Genomic DNA, 16,862 nt, shown 5'->3' with positions numbered 1-16,862 from the left:
CACACGGGGTGGTTCGGGGTGGGTGGTCTTCAGTGACTGGTCATGGCCGGGACCCCCGAGAACCGATGTGACGATCCGCATCGATCCTCTAACAGCGAGTTGGCACTGTCAACGCGTGTTAATCCCTGGTCAAACGTGTAAGGTCGGCCCGTGACCGCCCCATCGTCAGGTAGCGACGGCCGACTGATCTCCGCCGCGGAGGTGGCGCGCCTGGCCGGCGTGACGCGTGCCGCGGTCTCCAACTGGCGCCGCCGGCACCCCGACTTCCCGGAGCCGGTGGGTGGTGGGCGCAACGCGCTGTTCGCCCTCTCCGCGATCACCGGCTGGCTCGACCGGCAGCGCAAGAGCACCGACGTCTCCGACGAGGTGCTGGTCTGGCAGGACCTGCGGGCCCGGTTCGGCGAGGACATGACCGGCGCGGTCGCCGAGGTGGCGGCGCTGCTGGCCGACGGGGAGCCGGGCGGGCTGGACGAGCCGACCCGGGAGCGCCTGCTCGCGATGGCCGGGGAGAGTTCGGCCGCGGCGGTGGTCACCGCGTTCACCGACCGGCTGGTCGCCTCCGGCACCGCGATGACGTCGGCGCGCCTGGCGCGGGCGGTGGCCCGGTTCGCCGGCCGGATCGAGGGCACCGTCTTCGATCCGGCGTCCGGCGCCGGCACTCTGCTGCTGGCCTGCGCCGCCCCGGACGGGGGAGAAGCCGCCCTGGACCGGGGAGAAGCCGCGCGGGACCCAGGAGAAGCCGCGCGGGGCGGGAGAAGCGGGAGAGGAGAAGGCGCGAGAGGCGGGACCGACAGCGAGGCCGGGACCGACAGCGAGGCCGGGAAAGACAACGAGGCCGGGAACGACGGCGCGGGCGGCGTCATGCTCGCCGGCCAGGACGGCAACCCGGCGGCGGCGGCTCTGGCCCGGGCCCGGGCCCGCCTGGCCGGGGTCCCCCTGGAGATGCGGGTCGGTGACTCCTTCCAGACCGACGCCTGGCCGGACCTACGCGCCGACCTGGTGGTCTGCGACCCGCCGGCCGGCCTCACCGACTGGGGCCGGGACAGCCTGCTGCTGGACCTGCGCTGGGAGTTCGGCATCCCGACCAAGGCGGAGAGCGAACTGGCGTGGCTGCAGCACTGCTACGCGCACACCGCGCCGGGCGGCCGGGTGGTCTTCGTGATGCCGCCGTCGGTCGCCTACCGCCGGGCCGGCAAGCGGATCCGCGCCGAGCTGCTCCGGGCCGGCATCGTGGAGCACATCGTGGCGCTGCCGTCCGGCATGGTCGCCTCGCATTCCCAGCCGGTTCACCTCTGGGTGCTGCGGCGTCTGACCGACGGTGAGCGTCCTGGCCCGACGGTCCGGATGACGGATCTGTCCGCGGCCGATCCGGAGGGCCCGTTCGACGCGGCTCCCGGGCAGGTCGCCGAGATCCCGGTGATCGACCTGCTCGACGAGGACGTGGATCTGACCCCGGCGGCGCACACCCGGGCCGACCTGGCCGAGGAGTACGCCGCGGTCCGGCAGCGGATCCAGGAGTTGTCCCGCACGCTCGCCGGTCTGCTGCCGGACCTGCCGGCCGGGCCGGGGAGCATCGACGGCAACGGCCCGAAGATCGCCGAGCTGGCCAAACTCGGCATGGTCGAGGTGGGGGAGCGGACCACCACGTCGACAAGCGATCAGCTGGACACCGATTTCCTGCGCGGCTTCCTGCGGAGTTCGGCGAACGCGTCGCGCAACACCAGCGGCAGTGGCACGTTCCGGGCCGATGTCCGCGGTTCCCGGGTGCCGCAGATGGACATCGAGGAGCAGCGGCGGTACGGCGCCGCGTTCCGTGCTCTGGAGGAGGCCGAGCAGACGTTGCGGGAGCTGTCCGGGGCGGGTCTCGACATCATCGCGCGGGCCCGGGACGGGCTCACCTCCGGAACGCTCCGGCCCTGACGGTGCGCCCCGTTCTGCTGAGTGGGTACGCGGCCAAGTCGTGCCCGCGTGCCGTGCACAACGACTACGACCCGTCGATGCCGCGCCCGGATCAGCCGCCGCCGGCCGAGTTGCAGGCGCTGTTCGACACCGGGATCGCCTTCGAGGCGGAGGTGTTCGAGCACTGGGCCGGCCTGGACGTGCCCGGCTACGTCGATCTGCGGGATCTGGACGCCGACAAGCGGGTGCACATCGGTGCGACGCTCGGCGCGATGCGGGCCGGGGCGTCGGTGGTGGTCGGCGGGCGGCTGCCGGACGATCACGCGGGTGGGCGTACCGGCAAGCCGGACATCCTGATCCGGGCCGAGGGCGGCGGCTATCACCCGGCCGATGTGAAGGCCCATCACGTGCTGGACCGCAGATTCGACGCCGCGCCGGCCAGCGAGCTGAAGGCGCCCGCCTTCCGGGATTCGGCGCCGCTGCCGGACGGGGGCGCCCGGTACCGGGAGGAGGATCTGCTGCAGCTGGCCCACTACTGGCGGATGCTGGAGGCGTGCGGGCATCAGGCGGCCGATCCGCGCGGCGCGATCGTCGGTGACGACCGGCCCGGCGACCCCCGATTGATCTGGTACGACCTGACCGGCCCGGCCTTCCGCACCTTCTCCCGCACCCGTGGGGTGGCCACCCGCAGCGCCCTGGAACGGTACGACCACGAGCACGGGTTCCGCCGCCGGGTCGCCGATGCCGCCCGCCGGGGTGCCGAGCCGCTGGTGGAGCCGGTGGGGCAGGCGGAGTGCGCGACGTGCCGGTGGTCGGCGGCGTGTGTGTCCACCCTGCCGGCCGACGATCTCAGTGCCGCACTGCGCGGGACGCTGGGCGTACGCGAGTATCTGGCTCTGCGGGCGGCCGGGATCCGTACGGTGAGCGATCTCGCCGGCCGTGACCCGGCGGATCTCCTGGCCGGGACCTACGGCGGCGAGGTCACGCATCTGCGGAATCGGGCGTTCCGCCTGCGCAAGGCGATCGTGGCCGCGGACCTGGCCCGGGACGGGGTGCTGGTGCGCCGTCGCGGCCCGGTCCCGCTGCCGGCCGCCGACGTCGAGGTGGACATCGACGTGGAGTGGGGTGTGGACGGGCTGGTCTACCTGTGGGGCGTTCTGGTCACCGACGGGGCGGCCCGCACGTACACCTCGTTCTTCGATCCGGCCGTCAGCGGCCCGGAGGGGGAGGCGGACCTGGCCCGGCGCTGTCTGGACCACCTGGACGGCCTGGCCCGGGACGCCGTGGCCCGGGGCCGTGAGCTGCTGGTCTACCACTACGCGCAGCCGGAGCCGCGGCATGCCCGCCGGTTTCCGCCGCGGCCGTTCGGTGCCGCCCACCCGGACCGCTGGGTGGATCTGCTGCCGTTGGTGCGCGCGGCGGTGGATTCGCGGGCCGGTCACGGGCTGAAGGCGATCGCGGTGTACGGGGCCGGGCACTCCTGGCGCGACGCCGATCCCGGTGGCCTGCAGTCCCAGCAGTGGCACGCGGCCGCCCGCGACGGTGACGCGACGGCGGCGGCCCGGCTGCTGGCCTACAACGAGGACGACGTGCTGGCCACCGCGGCCATCCGGTCCTGGCTGCGGTCGTGATCGCCGTCGTCGCCATCCAGACGTACCCGAATCAGCCTAGGATGCCGTAGACCGCGAGACCGGTTCGCCATCGCCGGACGGTTCCGCGACCACGGCGACCGGGCCGGTTCCTGGCCGGCGTCGATCTGGTCCTGGCCGGAATCAGGGCTTGATCTGGAGCGCGCTCCAGGAAATAGCGTTCCCTCCATGAGTGACACGCGCATCACGACGATCGAACTGGGACGCACCGGCGAGCAGGTCAGCAGCCTCGCCCTCGGGGCCATGCAGATGGGCAGCGCGACCGCCGAGCCGGAGGCGGTCCGGATCCTGGACCGCTACCGGGAGCTGGGCGGTTCGTTCCTGGACACCGCGGACTGCTACGAGTGGTGGTCCCGGCCGGGCAGCCGCGGCGGCGAGAGCGAGGAACTGCTCGGGCGGTGGATGCGCGAGCGCGGCAACCGGGACGAGATCTTCCTGGCCACCAAGGGCACCGCGGTGCCGGCGCACGACCCGGCGCTCTGGGCCGCCGACGGCACCCCGAACTGGGAGCTGGCCCGGCGCACCTTCGCCGGAGCCGGCGCGGACACCCTGCGGCACGCGGTGGACGGCAGCCTGGAACGGCTCGGCACCGACCACATCGACCTGTACTACGTGCACGTCGACGACCTGTCCACCCCCCTCGAAGAGACCCTGGAGGCGCTGGCCGGGCTGGTCACCGCCGGCAAGATCCGCTACCTGGGCTGGTCCAACGTGCGGACCTGGCGGCTGGAGCGGATCCGGCAGCTCTGCGACAGGTACGGCTGGCCCGCCCCGGTGGCCCTCCAGCAGCAGCACTCCTACCTGCGGCGGCGGGCCGGGCTGAGCACCCCGTCGATCGTCGGCGACGAGCAGATGGACTACCTGGCCGCGCACCGGGACCTGAGCCTGGTGGCGTACTCGCCGATCGTGAAGGGTGTCTACGACGACCCGGCGCGGCGATCCGAGCACTGGATGATGCAGTCCTACGCCGGTCCGGACGCCGACGCCCGCCTGGCCGCCGTCGAGGAGCTGGCCGCCGAGCTGGGCGCCACCCCCAACCAGGTGGTGCTGGCCTGGCTGCTGCACCAGAGCAGCCCGCCGGTGCTGCCGCTGATCGGGCCGCGGACCCCCGAACAGTTCGAGAACCTGATCCCGGCCCTCGGGATCAAGCTGGAAGCCGGGCACCTGGCACGGCTGGACTCGGCAGGGGCGTGAGCATGTCCGCGATGCCGGTGGCGTCGACCGGGTGGGCCAGCAGGTAGCCCTGGGCGTACTCGCAGCCCAGTTCGGCCAGCACGGCCAGGTCGGCGCTGTCGTCCACCCCCTCGGCCAGCGAGGCCATGCCGAGGGCGTGCGCCATCCCGATCATCGCGTCGGCCAGTGCCCGCCGGGCCGGGTCGGCGGCGATCCCGTTGACCACCGTGTGGTCGATCTTCACCACGTCCCAGCCGTGGTCGGCGATCCGGGCCGCCGACGAGTAGCCGGTGCCGAAGTCGTCGACGGCGATCCGCACCCCGGCCCGGCGCAGCGGCCCCAGCGCGGCGTCCACCGTCTCGGGCATGGCCAGGCCCAGCTCGGTCAGCTCCAGGGTGAGCGCCTCCGGCGGGGTGCCGGTCTGCTCCAGGGCGGCCAGGACCAGGCCGGCGGTGCTGGCGTCGAGCTGCCGCGGGGACAGGTTGACGGCCACCGGGATCCACCGGCCGGTGCTGTTGTACCAGGTCCGCTGCTCGTGCAGGGCCTGCTCCAGGACCAGGGCGAACAGCTGGGCGACGGTGCCGGTGGTCTCGGCGACGCCGACGAACGCGGCCGGCGGCAGGATCCCGTCGGTGGGGTGCTGCCAGCGGGCCAGCGCCTCCACCGAACTGAGACCGCCGTCGGCGACCCGGAAGACCGGCTGGTAGACGCAGTACAGCTCACCCGGGTGGGCCAGCGCCCGGCGGAAGTCGGCGTCGCGCCGCAGCCGCCGGGTGGCCTCGGTGCGGCTCTGCACGTCGAAGCGCACCAGCCGGCCCCGCCCGGCCGCCTTGGCCTGGTACATCGCGGTGTCGGCGTCCTGCAGCAGGGTCTCCGCGTCGGCGTCCGCCTCACCGGTGGTGCGCAGCCCGATCGACAGCGAGGCGAAGAACTCGCTGCCGTCGGTCAGGCGCATCGGCCGGCCCAGATCGGCGGCCACCCGCTCGGCGATCACCCCGGCCTCCTCGTCGGTGACCGACGGCATCAGGATCACGAACTCGTCGCCGCCCAGCCGGCACACCACGTCGTGCGGCCGGACCGCGCCCCGCAACCGGCCGGCGATGGCCACCAGCAGCTGGTCACCGGCGTCGTGGCCGAGACTGTCGTTGACGTTCTTGAAGTGGTCCAGGTCGCAGAAGAGCAGGCCGACCCGGGTCCGGCCGTCGTCCGGCAGAGCGGTCAGGGCCCGGCCCAGCCGGTCCATCAGCAGATCCCGGTTGGCCAGCCCGGTGAGCGCGTCGTGCCCGACCCGGCGGGACAGGTCGTGGATCGGCGCGACCAGCCGCACCGCCACCAGCCCCACCGACACCCAGGCGCCGATCACCAGCGGGGTGTCGCCCGGCACGTCCCAGAACAGGTGCAGGGTGGGCAGCACCAGGGCCGCCCCGAACAGGGTCAGCGCCCGGGTCACGGTCAGTGTGGTCAGTGTGGACAGCCGGGGCACGGTGTGCACCATCGACGGGTGCAGGCCGGCCGTGGCGATCAGGATGGGCATCGCCATCCAGCCCAGGTCGATCAACTTCCCTTCGGTGTACGTGCCGGTCAGGCTCTGATGGGTGTAGAGCGCGTCCGACACGAACCAGGCGATCAGGCCGGTGAGCAGCCAGCGGACCCCGGGCGCGCGCAGCTCCACGCCGAGGGCCAGGGCGAGCGCGCAGTAGAGCACGAACAGGGTGCCGGCCGGGACCGCCAGCGCCACCGACCGGGCCAGGGTGGTGCCGTCGGTGGCGAGGATCGGGTTGACCACGAGCAGCCAGGCGATGCTGGCGAACGGGGCCAGGATGACCGCCGAGTCGAGGAACGCGGTCCGCCCGGAGCGGGCCGCCAGCATCGCCGCGCCGGCCGCGATCGCCAGGTGCGAGGCCAGGTAGAGGGCGTCGGCGACCGACGGGAACGGCGGGGTCAGGCCGCGCGCGGTGTAGCCGGCGAAGATGATGTCGCCGACTCCGGACAGCGCCAGGCCGGCCACGATGATCTCCCAGCCCCGGCGGCGCCGCGGGGCGTTGCTGGTCAGCCCGATCCAGGTGGCGACCGGCGCGGTGCAGTTGATCACCACGTAGATCCAGCGGGTGGTGGCGGTGAAGGGCAGGAGCACGTATGCCACCGCGGCCGCCGAAGCGAGCACCAGGTAGATCCACCACAGGTGGCGGAGGAACCCGCTCATTCGCATGCCCTGTCCCATCGGCGGCCCGCTCCGGGACCGGAGGAAACCGCGAGGGGTTGATGAGTGTGGATCCGTTTGGCAGGGTGGCCGGGGTGACCACCATCGTGCACGGACTGGACGGCCTGAAGACCCTCGCCGGTACGGATCTCGGCCACAGCGACTGGCTGGAGATCACCCAGGACCGGATCGCCGGGTTCGCCGACGCCACCGGCGACCACCAGTGGATCCACGTCGACGTGGAGCGCGCGCTGGCCGGCCCGTTCGGGGCGCCGATCGCCCACGGCTATCTGACGCTGTCGCTGGTGATCCCGCTCTTCACCCAGCTGCTGCACGTCGAGGGCATCACCATGGGGATCAACTACGGGCTGGAGAAGGTCCGGTTCCCCAGCCCGGTCCGGGTCGGCTCGCGGATCCGGCTGGCCGCCACGGTGGCCGCCGTCGAGGAGGTGACCGGCGGGGTGCAGGCCGTCTACGACTTCACCGTCACCATCGACGGGGTGGCCAAGCCGGCCTGCGTGGCCCGCCCGGTCTACCGCTACTACGCGTAGAGCCCGGCCACATCGATCAGCACGATCTCCGGGTCCTCGCCGGCGATCCGCACCAGTTCGCTGGTGAAGCCGGCTCCGCTGTAACAGGCCAGCCGGGCGGTGCCGGCGCCGAGACGTCCCTGGGCGGCGAGCAGCGACCGGATGCGGCGCAGGCGGTCCAGGTGCCCGAGCCCCATCACGTCACCCCACTTCGCCTCACCGATCGCCAGCAGCGGCTGCCGGTTGTCGTCGTCGAGCCCGAACACCGCGACGTCCACCTCGTGTGAGGTCCGGTTGGCCGGGTCGTTGACGGTGCCGCTGCCGACCCGGTTCGGATAGTCCCCGAACAGCTCCGGCCCGGCCATCTGCCGGGTCCATGCCCGGCAGACCTGCTCGAAGTGCGGCCCGAGGATGTTGCCCACAAAACGTCGCCGGCTGCGCTGCCAGAGACGGCCGGTGTCCCGGGTGTGTTCCAGGTCCGACCAGATCGGTCGCATCACCGCGTGGTAGAACGCGACGAGCGGTTCAGCGATCCGGAACGCGGTCCGGTTGTCCCGGAACACGTCGGGTTCCCGGATGACCAGCCCGCAGTCCTCCAGGACGGTCAGTGGGTGCGCCAGATCGCCGGACTTGCGGCCCAGGTAGGACGCGATGCCACCACGGTGGGAGTTGCCGGACGCGATGGCCGCGAGCACCGAATGGTAGAGGCCGGCGTCCCGGAGATCGGGCTCGTCGGCCAGGAGATACCGCGCCTCGCGGAACAGCGGGCTGCTCGGCGAGAGCACCGTCCGAACCACCCACGGATCAAAATCGTCCGGCCCTGCGGGGGTGTCGTCCCGGGCGAACTCCCGGCGGTAGGCGGGCGTGCCGCCCACTATCGCGTGGGCCATCAGCGCCGTCGCGGGGTCCTCGATGCCCCAGAACCGGGCGGCGAGCTGATGGTCCAGGGTGGGAACCACCAGTTCGAGACCGGCACGGCCACGCAGCGGGGCGTTGCCGCTGAGCAGGCGGCCCATGAACGACATCGCGGAGCCGCACAGCAGCAGGGCGGTGCGGCTCTCGTCGCGCTCCGCGCGCAGCGGCGCCAGCGCGTTCTGCACGATCGAGGGGATCTGGGGGTTGGCCCGCACCAGATAGGGAAACTCGTCGATCACCACCGGGATCCGCCGCTCCCGGCCCAGGCCGAGGATCGCATCGATCGCCTGGTGCCAGCCGTCGAAGGCAAGTGGGGCGGGGGCGCCGACATGATCGGCCATCAGAGCCCCGAGCCGGTTCAGCGACTCACGATCGGCTGCCTCGTCGGCGGGAAAGTAGAAGCCGCCGGTCGCCTGGCACAGTGAGCGCAGCAGGAAGGTCTTGCCCTGCCGGCGTCGGCCGGAGACGACGCCCAGCAGAGCGCCCGGCCGCGGATCGGTGGCGAACGCGGAGAGATCCGCCCATTCGCGCTCGCGGTCGAACATCTCGGCGGGGCGCTCCAGCACGGCGGAATCCTTTCATCAGTACGGCTATCATAACCGTACTTATGAAACGGGCCAGGCCGCCTCGACCAGGGCCGGCAGCAGGGTGGCGGCCGGGCCGCGCAGGTTGAGGGTGGCCACCTCGTCCAGTGGGGTGGGCCGCGGGTTCACCTGGATCACGGTGTGCCCGAACATGGCCGCCACCTTCGGGATCTCGGCCGCCGGGTAGACCAGGCCGGACGTGCCGACGGTCAGCAGCACGTCGCAGTCGGTGGCCTCCTGCACCGCGGTCTCCAGGGCCTCCTCGGGCAGTGCCTCGCCGAACCAGACCACGCCGGGCCGGATCGGGCCGGCGCAGTGCGCGCAGCGCGGCGGGGCGAGCCGGCGGCCCTGCTCCGGCTCGGCGCCGGTGCCGGCCGGAGCCGGGCGGGCACAGCCGGCGCAGCGCGGGGTGAACAGGCTGCCGTGCAGGTGGACCGGCGCGGACGAGCCACCCCGTTCGTGGAGATCGTCGACGTTCTGGGTGACCACGACGGTGTGCGGGACGTGTGCCTCGATCGTGGCGACCGCGACGTGGCCGGGATTCGGCCGGACCTGGTCGATCACCGTGCGGCGCCATTCGTACCAGCCCCAGACCAGGTCCGGATCGTCGGCGAAAGCCTGTGGGGTGGCCAGCGCCTGGGCGTCGAACCGCTCCCAGAGGCCGGTCAGCGCGTCCCGGAAGGTGGGCACCCCGCTCTCCGCGGAGATGCCCGCGCCGGTGAACACCACCACCCGCCGGGCCTCCGCCAGAGCCGCCGCCGCGTCACGCAGGTCGTCCATTCGATCCCCCCAACTCGGATGAACGTATGTACCAGCACGGACGAGTGTCGCAGAACCTGATTTCCAGATGGTTCGTTGACCGGTCGAACAGGCAGCGCGTGGAGGTGTGCTGATGCCGTCGACCCCGAACAACGCCCGCCGTCGATTGGGTCAGGTGGGGGAACGCCTGCTGACCGCCGTCGGCGACTGGACCGCGCCCGGCCCACCGGACCGTCCCGGGTGGTCGGACAATTCCATGAACTTGCTGGTACGGGTGGTCACCGCGGTGACGGCGACGGTGTTCCTGCTCGCCATGTTCGTCATCTGGCTGATCCGCTGAGCGCCGCCAGGCAGGCCGCCGGGTCGTCGGCGAACGGCAGGTGACCGCAGCCGCGCAGGGTGACGTGCCGGGCGCCGGGCAGGATCGCGCGCGCCCGCCGGGACTGGGGGAACGGCAGGACGGCGTCACGCGTACCCCAGGCGATCGTGACCGGGATGTGATCCACGGTGGGTGGCGCGAACCACCGGAACGCGTCGCGGGCCGCGCCGAAACCGGGTGCCGTGGCGAGGGCGCGGGCCGCCGCGACACAGCCGGCCGGGTCGAGGCGGCGCGGGTGGGCGTAGAACAGCGAGCAGAACGCGGCCCGCCCGGCCGGTGCCGCCATGATCGCCGGGAGCCGCCGGTCCAGGCGGGTGGCCGCGACGCGGGCGGCGGTGACCACCGACTGGGCCCAACGGCGGCCGGTGCCGGACCAGAACCCGATCGGGGCGAACGCGGTGACGGCGTCCGCCCGCCCGCGGCGCCCCAGTTCCAGGGCCACCCCGCCGCCCATCGAACTGCCGGCCACCGTGTACCGGCCGACGCCGAGATCGTCCAGGAAGGATTCCAGCCGGTCGGCGAGTGCGGCGACCGAGCCGTCCCCGCCGTCCGGTGCGGACTCGCCGAACCCGGGCAGGTCAACGGCGATCACGTCACGGGTGGCGGCGGCCGCGTCGAGGACCGGCGTCCACACCTGACGGTGACTGCCCAGCCCGTGGATCAGGACCAGGGTGGGGCCGGAGCCACGACGGTCGTACGCCAGCGGGGTCATCCGTCTTTTATGAGACTTGTTCGCACTTCGCGCAAGACCCGGAAACGCGTTGTTGACATGTTGCCAATAAGGGTGTGATGGTACGGCGATGTCGTACGACTACGACGTCCTCGTGATCGGCTCCGGGTTCGGCGGCAGCGTGACAGCGCTGCGCCTGACCGAGAAGGGCTATCGCGTCGGCGTCCTGGAAGCGGGCCGCCGGTTCACCGACGACCAGTTCGCCACCACCTCCTGGCGGCTGCGCGACTACCTGTGGGCGCCCGCGCTCGGCTGCTACGGGATTCTGCGCCTCACCCTGCTCAAAGACGTGATGATCATGTCGGGGGTGGGGGTCGGCGGTGGATCGCTCGGATACGCCTGCACCCTCTACGAGCCACCGGACGCCTTCTACGCCGACCCGCAGTGGGCCGCGATCACCGACTGGAAAACCGAGCTGGCCCCCTACTACGACCAGGCCAAGCGGATGCTCGGAGTGACCGGCAACCCGGTGCTGACCGCTTCCGACCATGCCCTCAAGGCGGTCGCCGACGACCTGGGTGTGGGCCACACCTTCCGCCCCACCCCGGTCGGCGTGCTCTTCGGCCCGGAACCCGGCACGGCCGTGCCCGACCCGTTCTTCGGCGGCGCCGGACCCGGCCGCCGCACCTGCACACTGTGCGGCTCATGCATGACCGGCTGCCGCAACAACGCCAAGAACACCCTGGTCAAGAACTATCTGTACCTGGCCGAGAAAGCCGGCGCGGTGGTGCACGAACGCACCACCGTCACCGCGGTGCGGCCCGCCCCCGGTGGCGGCTACCAGGTCCAGACCCGCGGCCGGACATTCCACGCCGGACAGGTCGTCTTCGCCGGCGGAGCCCTCGGCACCCAGCGCCTGCTGCACCGGATGCGCGACCGGGGCCTGCTCCCCGGCATCTCCCCGAGGCTCGGCGAACTCAGCCGTACCAACTCGGAATCCATCCTCGGCGCCCGCACCCGCCGCGCCGACCGCGACTACACACACGGCGTCGCGATCACCTCGTCGATCCACCCCGACCCGGTGACCCACGTCGAACCGGTCCGGTACGGGCCCGGCAGCAACCTGCTCGCCCTGCTCGCCACCGTCCTGGTCGACGAGGGGCGCCCGCGCTGGCTGACCGCCCTGAAAACCCTGCTCAAAGCGGGAAGAGATTTGCGGTTGTACGTCTCCCCACGGCACTGGTCCCGGGAGACCGTCGTCCTGCTCGCCATGCAGCCACTCGACAACTCGATCACCGTGCACACCCGGCGCGGCCTGTTCGGGCGCCGCCTCAGCAGCCGCCCCGGCATCGGCGAACCCAACCCGGTGTGGGTGCCCGCCGCCCACGACGTGGCCCGCCGGGTCGCCGACCGGATCGACGGCGTGCCCACCGGGGCGATCACCGAACTCGTCGGGCGGCCGGTCACCGGGCACTTCATCGGTGGCTGCGCGATCGGCGCCACCCCCGAGGACGGTGTGGTGGACCCGTACCACCGGCTCTTCGGTCATCCGGGGTTGCACGTCATCGACGGATCCGTGGTCGCCGCCAACCTCGGGGTCAATCCCTCGCTCAGCATCACCGCCCTCGCCGAACGGGCCGTCGCGCTCTGGCCCAACAAGGGCGACGCCGATCCGCGGCCGGTGGACGGCTACCGTCCGCTCGAACCGGTGGCCCCGCGGGAACCGGTGGTGCCGGCCGGTGCACCGGCGGCGCTGCGGCTGAGCATCGGGAGGCGGCCGTGACCCGGATCGTGATCATCGGGGCCGGGTTCGGTGGGGTGGCGGTGGCATCCTCGCTGCTGCGGGCCGGATTCTCGGACATCGTCGTGCTGGAGAAGGCGGCGTCGGCGGGTGGGGTGTGGCGGGACAACACTTATCCGGGGTGTGCGTGTGACGTGCCGGCGCCCCTGTATTCGTATTCTTTCGCTCTTAATCCGTCGTGGTCGCGCCGGTATCCGCCGCACGACGAGATTCTTTCCTATTTACGAGCTTGTGCCGAAAAATCGGGCGTTACACCCCTTATTCGGTACGGCGCCGAGGTCGCGTCCGCGGTCTGGCTGGGCGACAAGTGGGATATTTCGCTTTTAGGTGGCGAAAAGGTGCAGGCGGAGGTGCTGATTCCGGCTGTCGGTCAGCTGTCCCGGCCGTCGATTCCGGCGCTGCCCGGAGCCGCGTCCTTCGCCGGGGTCGCCGTCCACACCGCACACTGGACACCGGACGTCCCGGTCGACGGCCGGCGGATCGCGGTGATCGGCACCGGGGCCAGCGCCATCCAGCTGGTGCCGGCGATCGCCGGGCGGGCCGCGCACATCGACGTCTACCAGCGCACCGCCCCGTGGACGGTGCCCAAACCCGATCGCCGGTACGGCCGGATCCGCCGCGCGCTGTCCCGGCGGATCCCGGCGGTGATGCTGCTGTCCCGGGCCGCCACCTGGGGCCTGACGCTGGTGCCCGGGGCCGCGCTGCACGGCAACCGCCCGGTGAACGCGCTGGTCCGCGGCTACGCCTGGGCGCAACGCCACTGGCAGGTCCGCGATCCGGTGCTGCGCGCCAAGGTCACCCCCGACGAGCCGGTCGGCTGCAAACGCCTGCTCTTCACCAACGCCTGGCTGCCCACCCTGAACCGCCCCGACGTCGACCTGATCACCGAGAAGATCGTCGCGGTCACCCCGGACGGCATCCGCACCGCCGACGGCGCCGACCACCCGTGCGACGTGCTGGTCTACGGCACCGGGTTCGCCGCCACCGAATTCCTGGCACCCATCACCATCACCGGCCGCGACGGGGTGGACCTGGCCGGCGCGTGGTCCGGCGGCGCGCATGCCTACCTGGGCCTGGCGGTCCCCGGTTTCCCCAACATGTTCCTGGTCTACGGCCCGAACACCAACACCGGCAACACCTCGGTCATCTACTTCCACGAGGCCCAGGCCCGCTGGATCACCCAGGCGGTGCGGTCGATAGCCGACGGAACCACGATGGAGGTACGCCCGGAGGTGGCGGCCGCCTACGACACCGAGATCCAGTCCCGCCTGTCCACCAGCGTCTGGACCGCCTGCCAGTCCTGGTACCGCACTCCCGCCGGCCGCATCGTCACGAACTGGCCCGGCAGTGCCAAGGAGTACCGCCGCCGTACCGCCGTCCTCGACCGCGCCGATTTCCTGCCCGGCACGGTCACCGCAGACGACGACGGCGGCGGCGGGGCCGGATGGTGATCCGGCCCCGCCGCCGATGACGGGTTATCCGGTCACCACTTCTGGTTGGTGCCGCCGTTACAGGTCCAAGTGGTCAGCTTGGCGCCGTCGTTGCGGTTGTTGCTCGGGATGTCGATGCACAGCCCCGAGTTCACGTTGCGCCAGGAGTTGTCCGTGTAGTACTCGAACTTCTGCGCGTTGGACGTGTTACAGGTGTAGATCTGAAGAACCGTGCCACTGGTCTTGCCCGAGTTCCGCGCGTCCATGCACTTGCCTTCGAAGCTGATGAAACGCTTGGTGGCCTCGTCGTACTGCCATCCCTGGAACAGGCTGCCGCCGTTGCAGGTGCGCATCTCCAGCTGGGTGCTGTCGGTGAACGTCGTACCGGGAACGTTGACGCACTTGCTGTTCCACTTGCTGACCAGCGTGTAGTGGTAGGTCGCGGTGCTCCAGGTGGCCACGTTGTCGCTGTTGCGGTAGAGCACCAGGTTGCCGTCGGGCTGCATCTTCAGGGTGCTGGGGCCCTTGCCGTAGGTGTTGGACGCCCAGACCGCGACACCGTCGGCCTTGCGCAGCACCAGGTTGCCGTCGCTCTGGTTGACCAGCCGGACGCCGGTGGTGACCCGGGTGCTCCAGAGCGGCTGACCACCCTTGGTCAGCACCAGGTTGCCGTCACCCTGCAACCGGGTCATGTATCCGTTGTGGGAGAGCAGGAACTTGGCATCGCTGAGCTCCTGGTCGACCAGCAGCCGGGTGTTCGTCGGGAGCCAGAGCTGGTTGTTGCCGCCGTTGACGTCGAAGGTGAGGGTGGCGGCGCCGTGGTCACGGCTGGCGTTCTGGACGGTGATCGCCCGGCCGGCGAAGGTGTTGATCCAGGTGTATTTGTCGTCGGTCTTGGTGTATTTGAAGGTCTGGTCGGCCACCTCGGTGATGGAGCAGGTGGCGATGGCGAACCGGATGTTGTTGGCGGCGGTCCGGGTCGAGAGGGCGGCGCACTTGGTGCGGTCGTTGGCGTTGACGATGCGGTAGCGGTCCGGGGTGTTGTAGACGCGCATCGCGATCCACCGCTGCCGGTCGCTGTCGACACAGTTCGCCTGCACCAGCAGGCTGCCGACGGTGACGCTGTCACCCGCGGCGGCCAGGCACTTCTCGGAGTTCTGGTTACGCCACTGCCAGGACTGGCGGCTGGGGCGGTTGTCGGTGTCGGGGGCGACGCGGTTGCGGCCGGTGCGCACGAAGTCGTTGACGACGTCGGGGCCGGGCACGGCGAGGGCCCAGGTGGCGGCGGTGACGAGGTTGTCGAAGCCGTCGGTGCGGGCCTTGGTGCGGATGCTCTCGGCGTTGCGGCGGTCGGCGGCTTCGGCTTCGGCTTCGAGGCGGTCGCGGTCGTCCTTGTTGGCGGTGTAGATGCCGGTTTCGATGAAGGCGCGCCAGGCGGCGGGGTCGCTGTTGCGCACGGCGGTGCGGGCGGCGGTGGCGATCTCGGTGCGGCGGGTGTCGCCGTCGGTGAGGTCCCAGATCCAGCGGACGAAGTTGTCGTCGGTCATGGCGAGTTTGCCCTCGTCGGCCAGGACGCCGAGGACGGCGGCGGCGGCGCGCAGGGTGCCTTCGCGGGCGATGCGGGCCTGTGCGGCTGCGCCTTCGGCTTCGGCGGCGGCGATGGCGTCCTGGACGTCCTGGTCGGCGGCGGTCTGCACGCCGGTGGCCAGGAAGGCGTGGCGCTCTTCGGCGGTGCCGTTGTAGGCGGTGGTGGCGGCGGCTCGCACGCGGGCGCCGGGGGCTTTGGCGAGGATTTCGGCGATGACCTGGTGTTCGGGGTAGACGAGCATCTCCCCGGCCTGGTCGAGGGGGACTTTGGCGGCGGCGTAGGCGGCGCGTTTGAGTTCGCGGGCCTGGCGGGCGGCGGTGTCGTCGCTGATCTGTTTGGCGTCGTCGGCGACCTTGGCGTCGAAGATGCCTTGGAGGATGAAGGTTTTGCAGACGTAGTCGATGGTGCTGTCCGGGGCGGACAGGGCCAGTTCGGCGGCGTTGCGGATCAGGGGCTGTCCGGCGGTGTGCTGCCAGATCTTGAAGACGAAGTTGCGGTCGCTCTGGTTGAGCCAGTCGTTGCCGGGTTCGATGCTGATCTCGCGGGCGGCTTTGATCTTGTCCGGGATGCTGGTGGGCAGCCCGTCGTCCTCGATCGGATCGGCGGCGACAGCTGCCGCTGCCGCGGCCGGGGTGTCGGCCGGGGACGGGGCGGCCTGCCGGGCTGCCGTGGCCGGCGTGCCCGGTGCGCTGCTGGCGGTGGGTGCCGGCGCCGGGACCGCGGGGGTCACGGCGACGGCCGGGCTGGTGATCAGGGTCACTAGAGCGGAGGCCGTGACTGCGATGAGCAGTCCCCGGACGGCGTGTGGTCGCCTGCTGGAGTTGTGCATGTAATCCCCGTTGGTAAGTGAACGAACGTGCTGGTGCCGCCGAAGGCAGAGAGGGCGGCGGAGGCATGCGAGAACGCGATGGTGTTCTCGGCCTGGAAGCGCGAACGGTACGGAACCCGTGGATGTGCGTCAATAGACTTCCGGCGATCCGGAAATGGGCTTATCCGCTTGATCGGGACGGGGTGGCGGGGCTGTCCGCGGTCGTGTTAGATGCACTAAGGATTCGGCGAACGTGAATGGAATGCGTCTGCCGTCGTCGATCCCGTCGTCGCCTATCCCCACTGTCCACCGTGGGGACCCTTGGCGACTGCTGCTCGACGGGATTCTGTGAATCACGGGGGATAATTGAATGAATTCTCGACCAGCGGCCCTCGGGGGCCGTTTTCTGGCTGCCCTGGTAATAGTTCCCAGCCTGTTGGCGGCGGGCCCGGTGCCGGTCTGGGCGGCCTCACCACC

At 71.4% G+C, this 16,862-nt stretch carries 12 protein-coding genes; 7 read left to right on the top strand and 5 right to left on the bottom strand.

What is annotated here, in order from left to right:
• Nucleotides 1-150 precede the first annotated feature (150 nt).
• The 3 genes from ACQ0O7_RS44300 (at nucleotide 151) to ACQ0O7_RS44290 (ending at nucleotide 4,742) form a co-directional block, all read left to right on the top strand.
• Nucleotides 151-1,920: an N-6 DNA methylase gene (locus ACQ0O7_RS44300; RefSeq protein WP_430791948.1), complete on the top strand. Its 1,770-nt coding sequence runs from the start codon at nucleotides 151-153 to the stop codon at nucleotides 1,918-1,920.
• A 2-nt stretch (nucleotides 1,921-1,922) separates the two neighbouring features.
• Nucleotides 1,923-3,530 (top strand): TM0106 family RecB-like putative nuclease, encoded by a 1,608-nt coding sequence (locus ACQ0O7_RS44295; RefSeq protein WP_430791947.1) that lies wholly within the window; start codon nucleotides 1,923-1,925, stop codon nucleotides 3,528-3,530.
• Between the two features lie 186 nt (nucleotides 3,531-3,716).
• Entirely contained in the window at nucleotides 3,717-4,742 is a 1,026-nt protein-coding gene (locus tag ACQ0O7_RS44290) for an aldo/keto reductase (protein WP_430791946.1), read from the top strand.
• Here ACQ0O7_RS44290 and ACQ0O7_RS44285 read toward each other — a convergent pair.
• Nucleotides 4,693-6,924 (bottom strand): putative bifunctional diguanylate cyclase/phosphodiesterase, encoded by a 2,232-nt coding sequence (locus ACQ0O7_RS44285; protein ID WP_430791945.1) that lies wholly within the window; start codon nucleotides 6,922-6,924, stop codon nucleotides 4,693-4,695. The two genes, ACQ0O7_RS44290 and ACQ0O7_RS44285, sit on opposite strands and share 50 nt — an antisense overlap.
• A gap of 92 nt (nucleotides 6,925-7,016) precedes the next feature.
• On the opposite strand from ACQ0O7_RS44285, the gene ACQ0O7_RS44280 reads away from it, so the two are divergent.
• Entirely contained in the window at nucleotides 7,017-7,472 is a 456-nt protein-coding gene (locus ACQ0O7_RS44280; protein ID WP_430791944.1) for a MaoC family dehydratase, read from the top strand.
• Here the strand turns inward: ACQ0O7_RS44280 and ACQ0O7_RS44275 are convergent.
• Together ACQ0O7_RS44275 and ACQ0O7_RS44270 are read right to left on the bottom strand one after the other, a co-directional pair.
• Nucleotides 7,463-8,932 carry an AAA family ATPase gene (locus ACQ0O7_RS44275; protein ID WP_430791943.1) on the bottom strand — a complete coding sequence of 490 codons (1,470 nt, stop codon included), beginning with the start codon at nucleotides 8,930-8,932 and terminating at the stop codon, nucleotides 7,463-7,465. The two genes, ACQ0O7_RS44280 and ACQ0O7_RS44275, sit on opposite strands and share 10 nt — an antisense overlap.
• A gap of 39 nt (nucleotides 8,933-8,971) precedes the next feature.
• Complete coding sequence (locus ACQ0O7_RS44270) at nucleotides 8,972-9,730, bottom strand: SIR2 family NAD-dependent protein deacylase (RefSeq protein WP_430791942.1); 759 nt, start codon at nucleotides 9,728-9,730, stop codon at nucleotides 8,972-8,974.
• A 112-nt stretch (nucleotides 9,731-9,842) separates the two neighbouring features.
• On the opposite strand from ACQ0O7_RS44270, the gene ACQ0O7_RS44265 reads away from it, so the two are divergent.
• A complete protein-coding gene (locus ACQ0O7_RS44265; protein ID WP_430791941.1) occupies nucleotides 9,843-10,049 on the top strand; it encodes a hypothetical protein in 207 nt (68 codons plus the stop codon).
• On the opposite strand, the gene ACQ0O7_RS44260 is transcribed toward ACQ0O7_RS44265, so the two are convergent.
• Entirely contained in the window at nucleotides 10,030-10,800 is a 771-nt protein-coding gene (locus ACQ0O7_RS44260) for an alpha/beta fold hydrolase (RefSeq protein WP_430791940.1), read from the bottom strand. The genes ACQ0O7_RS44265 and ACQ0O7_RS44260 overlap by 20 nt on opposite strands.
• Before the next feature lie 88 nt (nucleotides 10,801-10,888).
• Between ACQ0O7_RS44260 and ACQ0O7_RS44255 the strand changes: the two genes are divergently transcribed.
• Both ACQ0O7_RS44255 and ACQ0O7_RS44250 read left to right on the top strand, forming a co-directional pair.
• Nucleotides 10,889-12,541, top strand: coding sequence for an FAD-dependent oxidoreductase (locus ACQ0O7_RS44255; protein WP_430791939.1), 1,653 nt, complete (start codon nucleotides 10,889-10,891; stop codon nucleotides 12,539-12,541).
• Nucleotides 12,538-14,010 carry a flavin-containing monooxygenase gene (locus tag ACQ0O7_RS44250; protein WP_430791938.1) on the top strand — a complete coding sequence of 491 codons (1,473 nt, stop codon included), beginning with the start codon at nucleotides 12,538-12,540 and terminating at the stop codon, nucleotides 14,008-14,010. Before ACQ0O7_RS44255 ends, ACQ0O7_RS44250 begins: the two co-directional genes overlap by 4 nt.
• Before the next feature lie 32 nt (nucleotides 14,011-14,042).
• On the opposite strand, the gene ACQ0O7_RS44245 is transcribed toward ACQ0O7_RS44250, so the two are convergent.
• Nucleotides 14,043-16,337, bottom strand: coding sequence for an RICIN domain-containing protein (locus ACQ0O7_RS44245; protein WP_430791937.1), 2,295 nt, complete (start codon nucleotides 16,335-16,337; stop codon nucleotides 14,043-14,045).
• Nucleotides 16,338-16,862: the final 525 nt, after the last annotated feature.

Origin of the sequence: Actinoplanes sp. G11-F43 (assembly GCF_050589265.1) — a bacterium.
Classification (GTDB): domain Bacteria; phylum Actinomycetota; class Actinomycetes; order Mycobacteriales; family Micromonosporaceae; genus Actinoplanes.
Note: the sequence above shows the minus strand (reverse complement) of the source record. Positions and strands in the feature narration are given on the sequence as shown.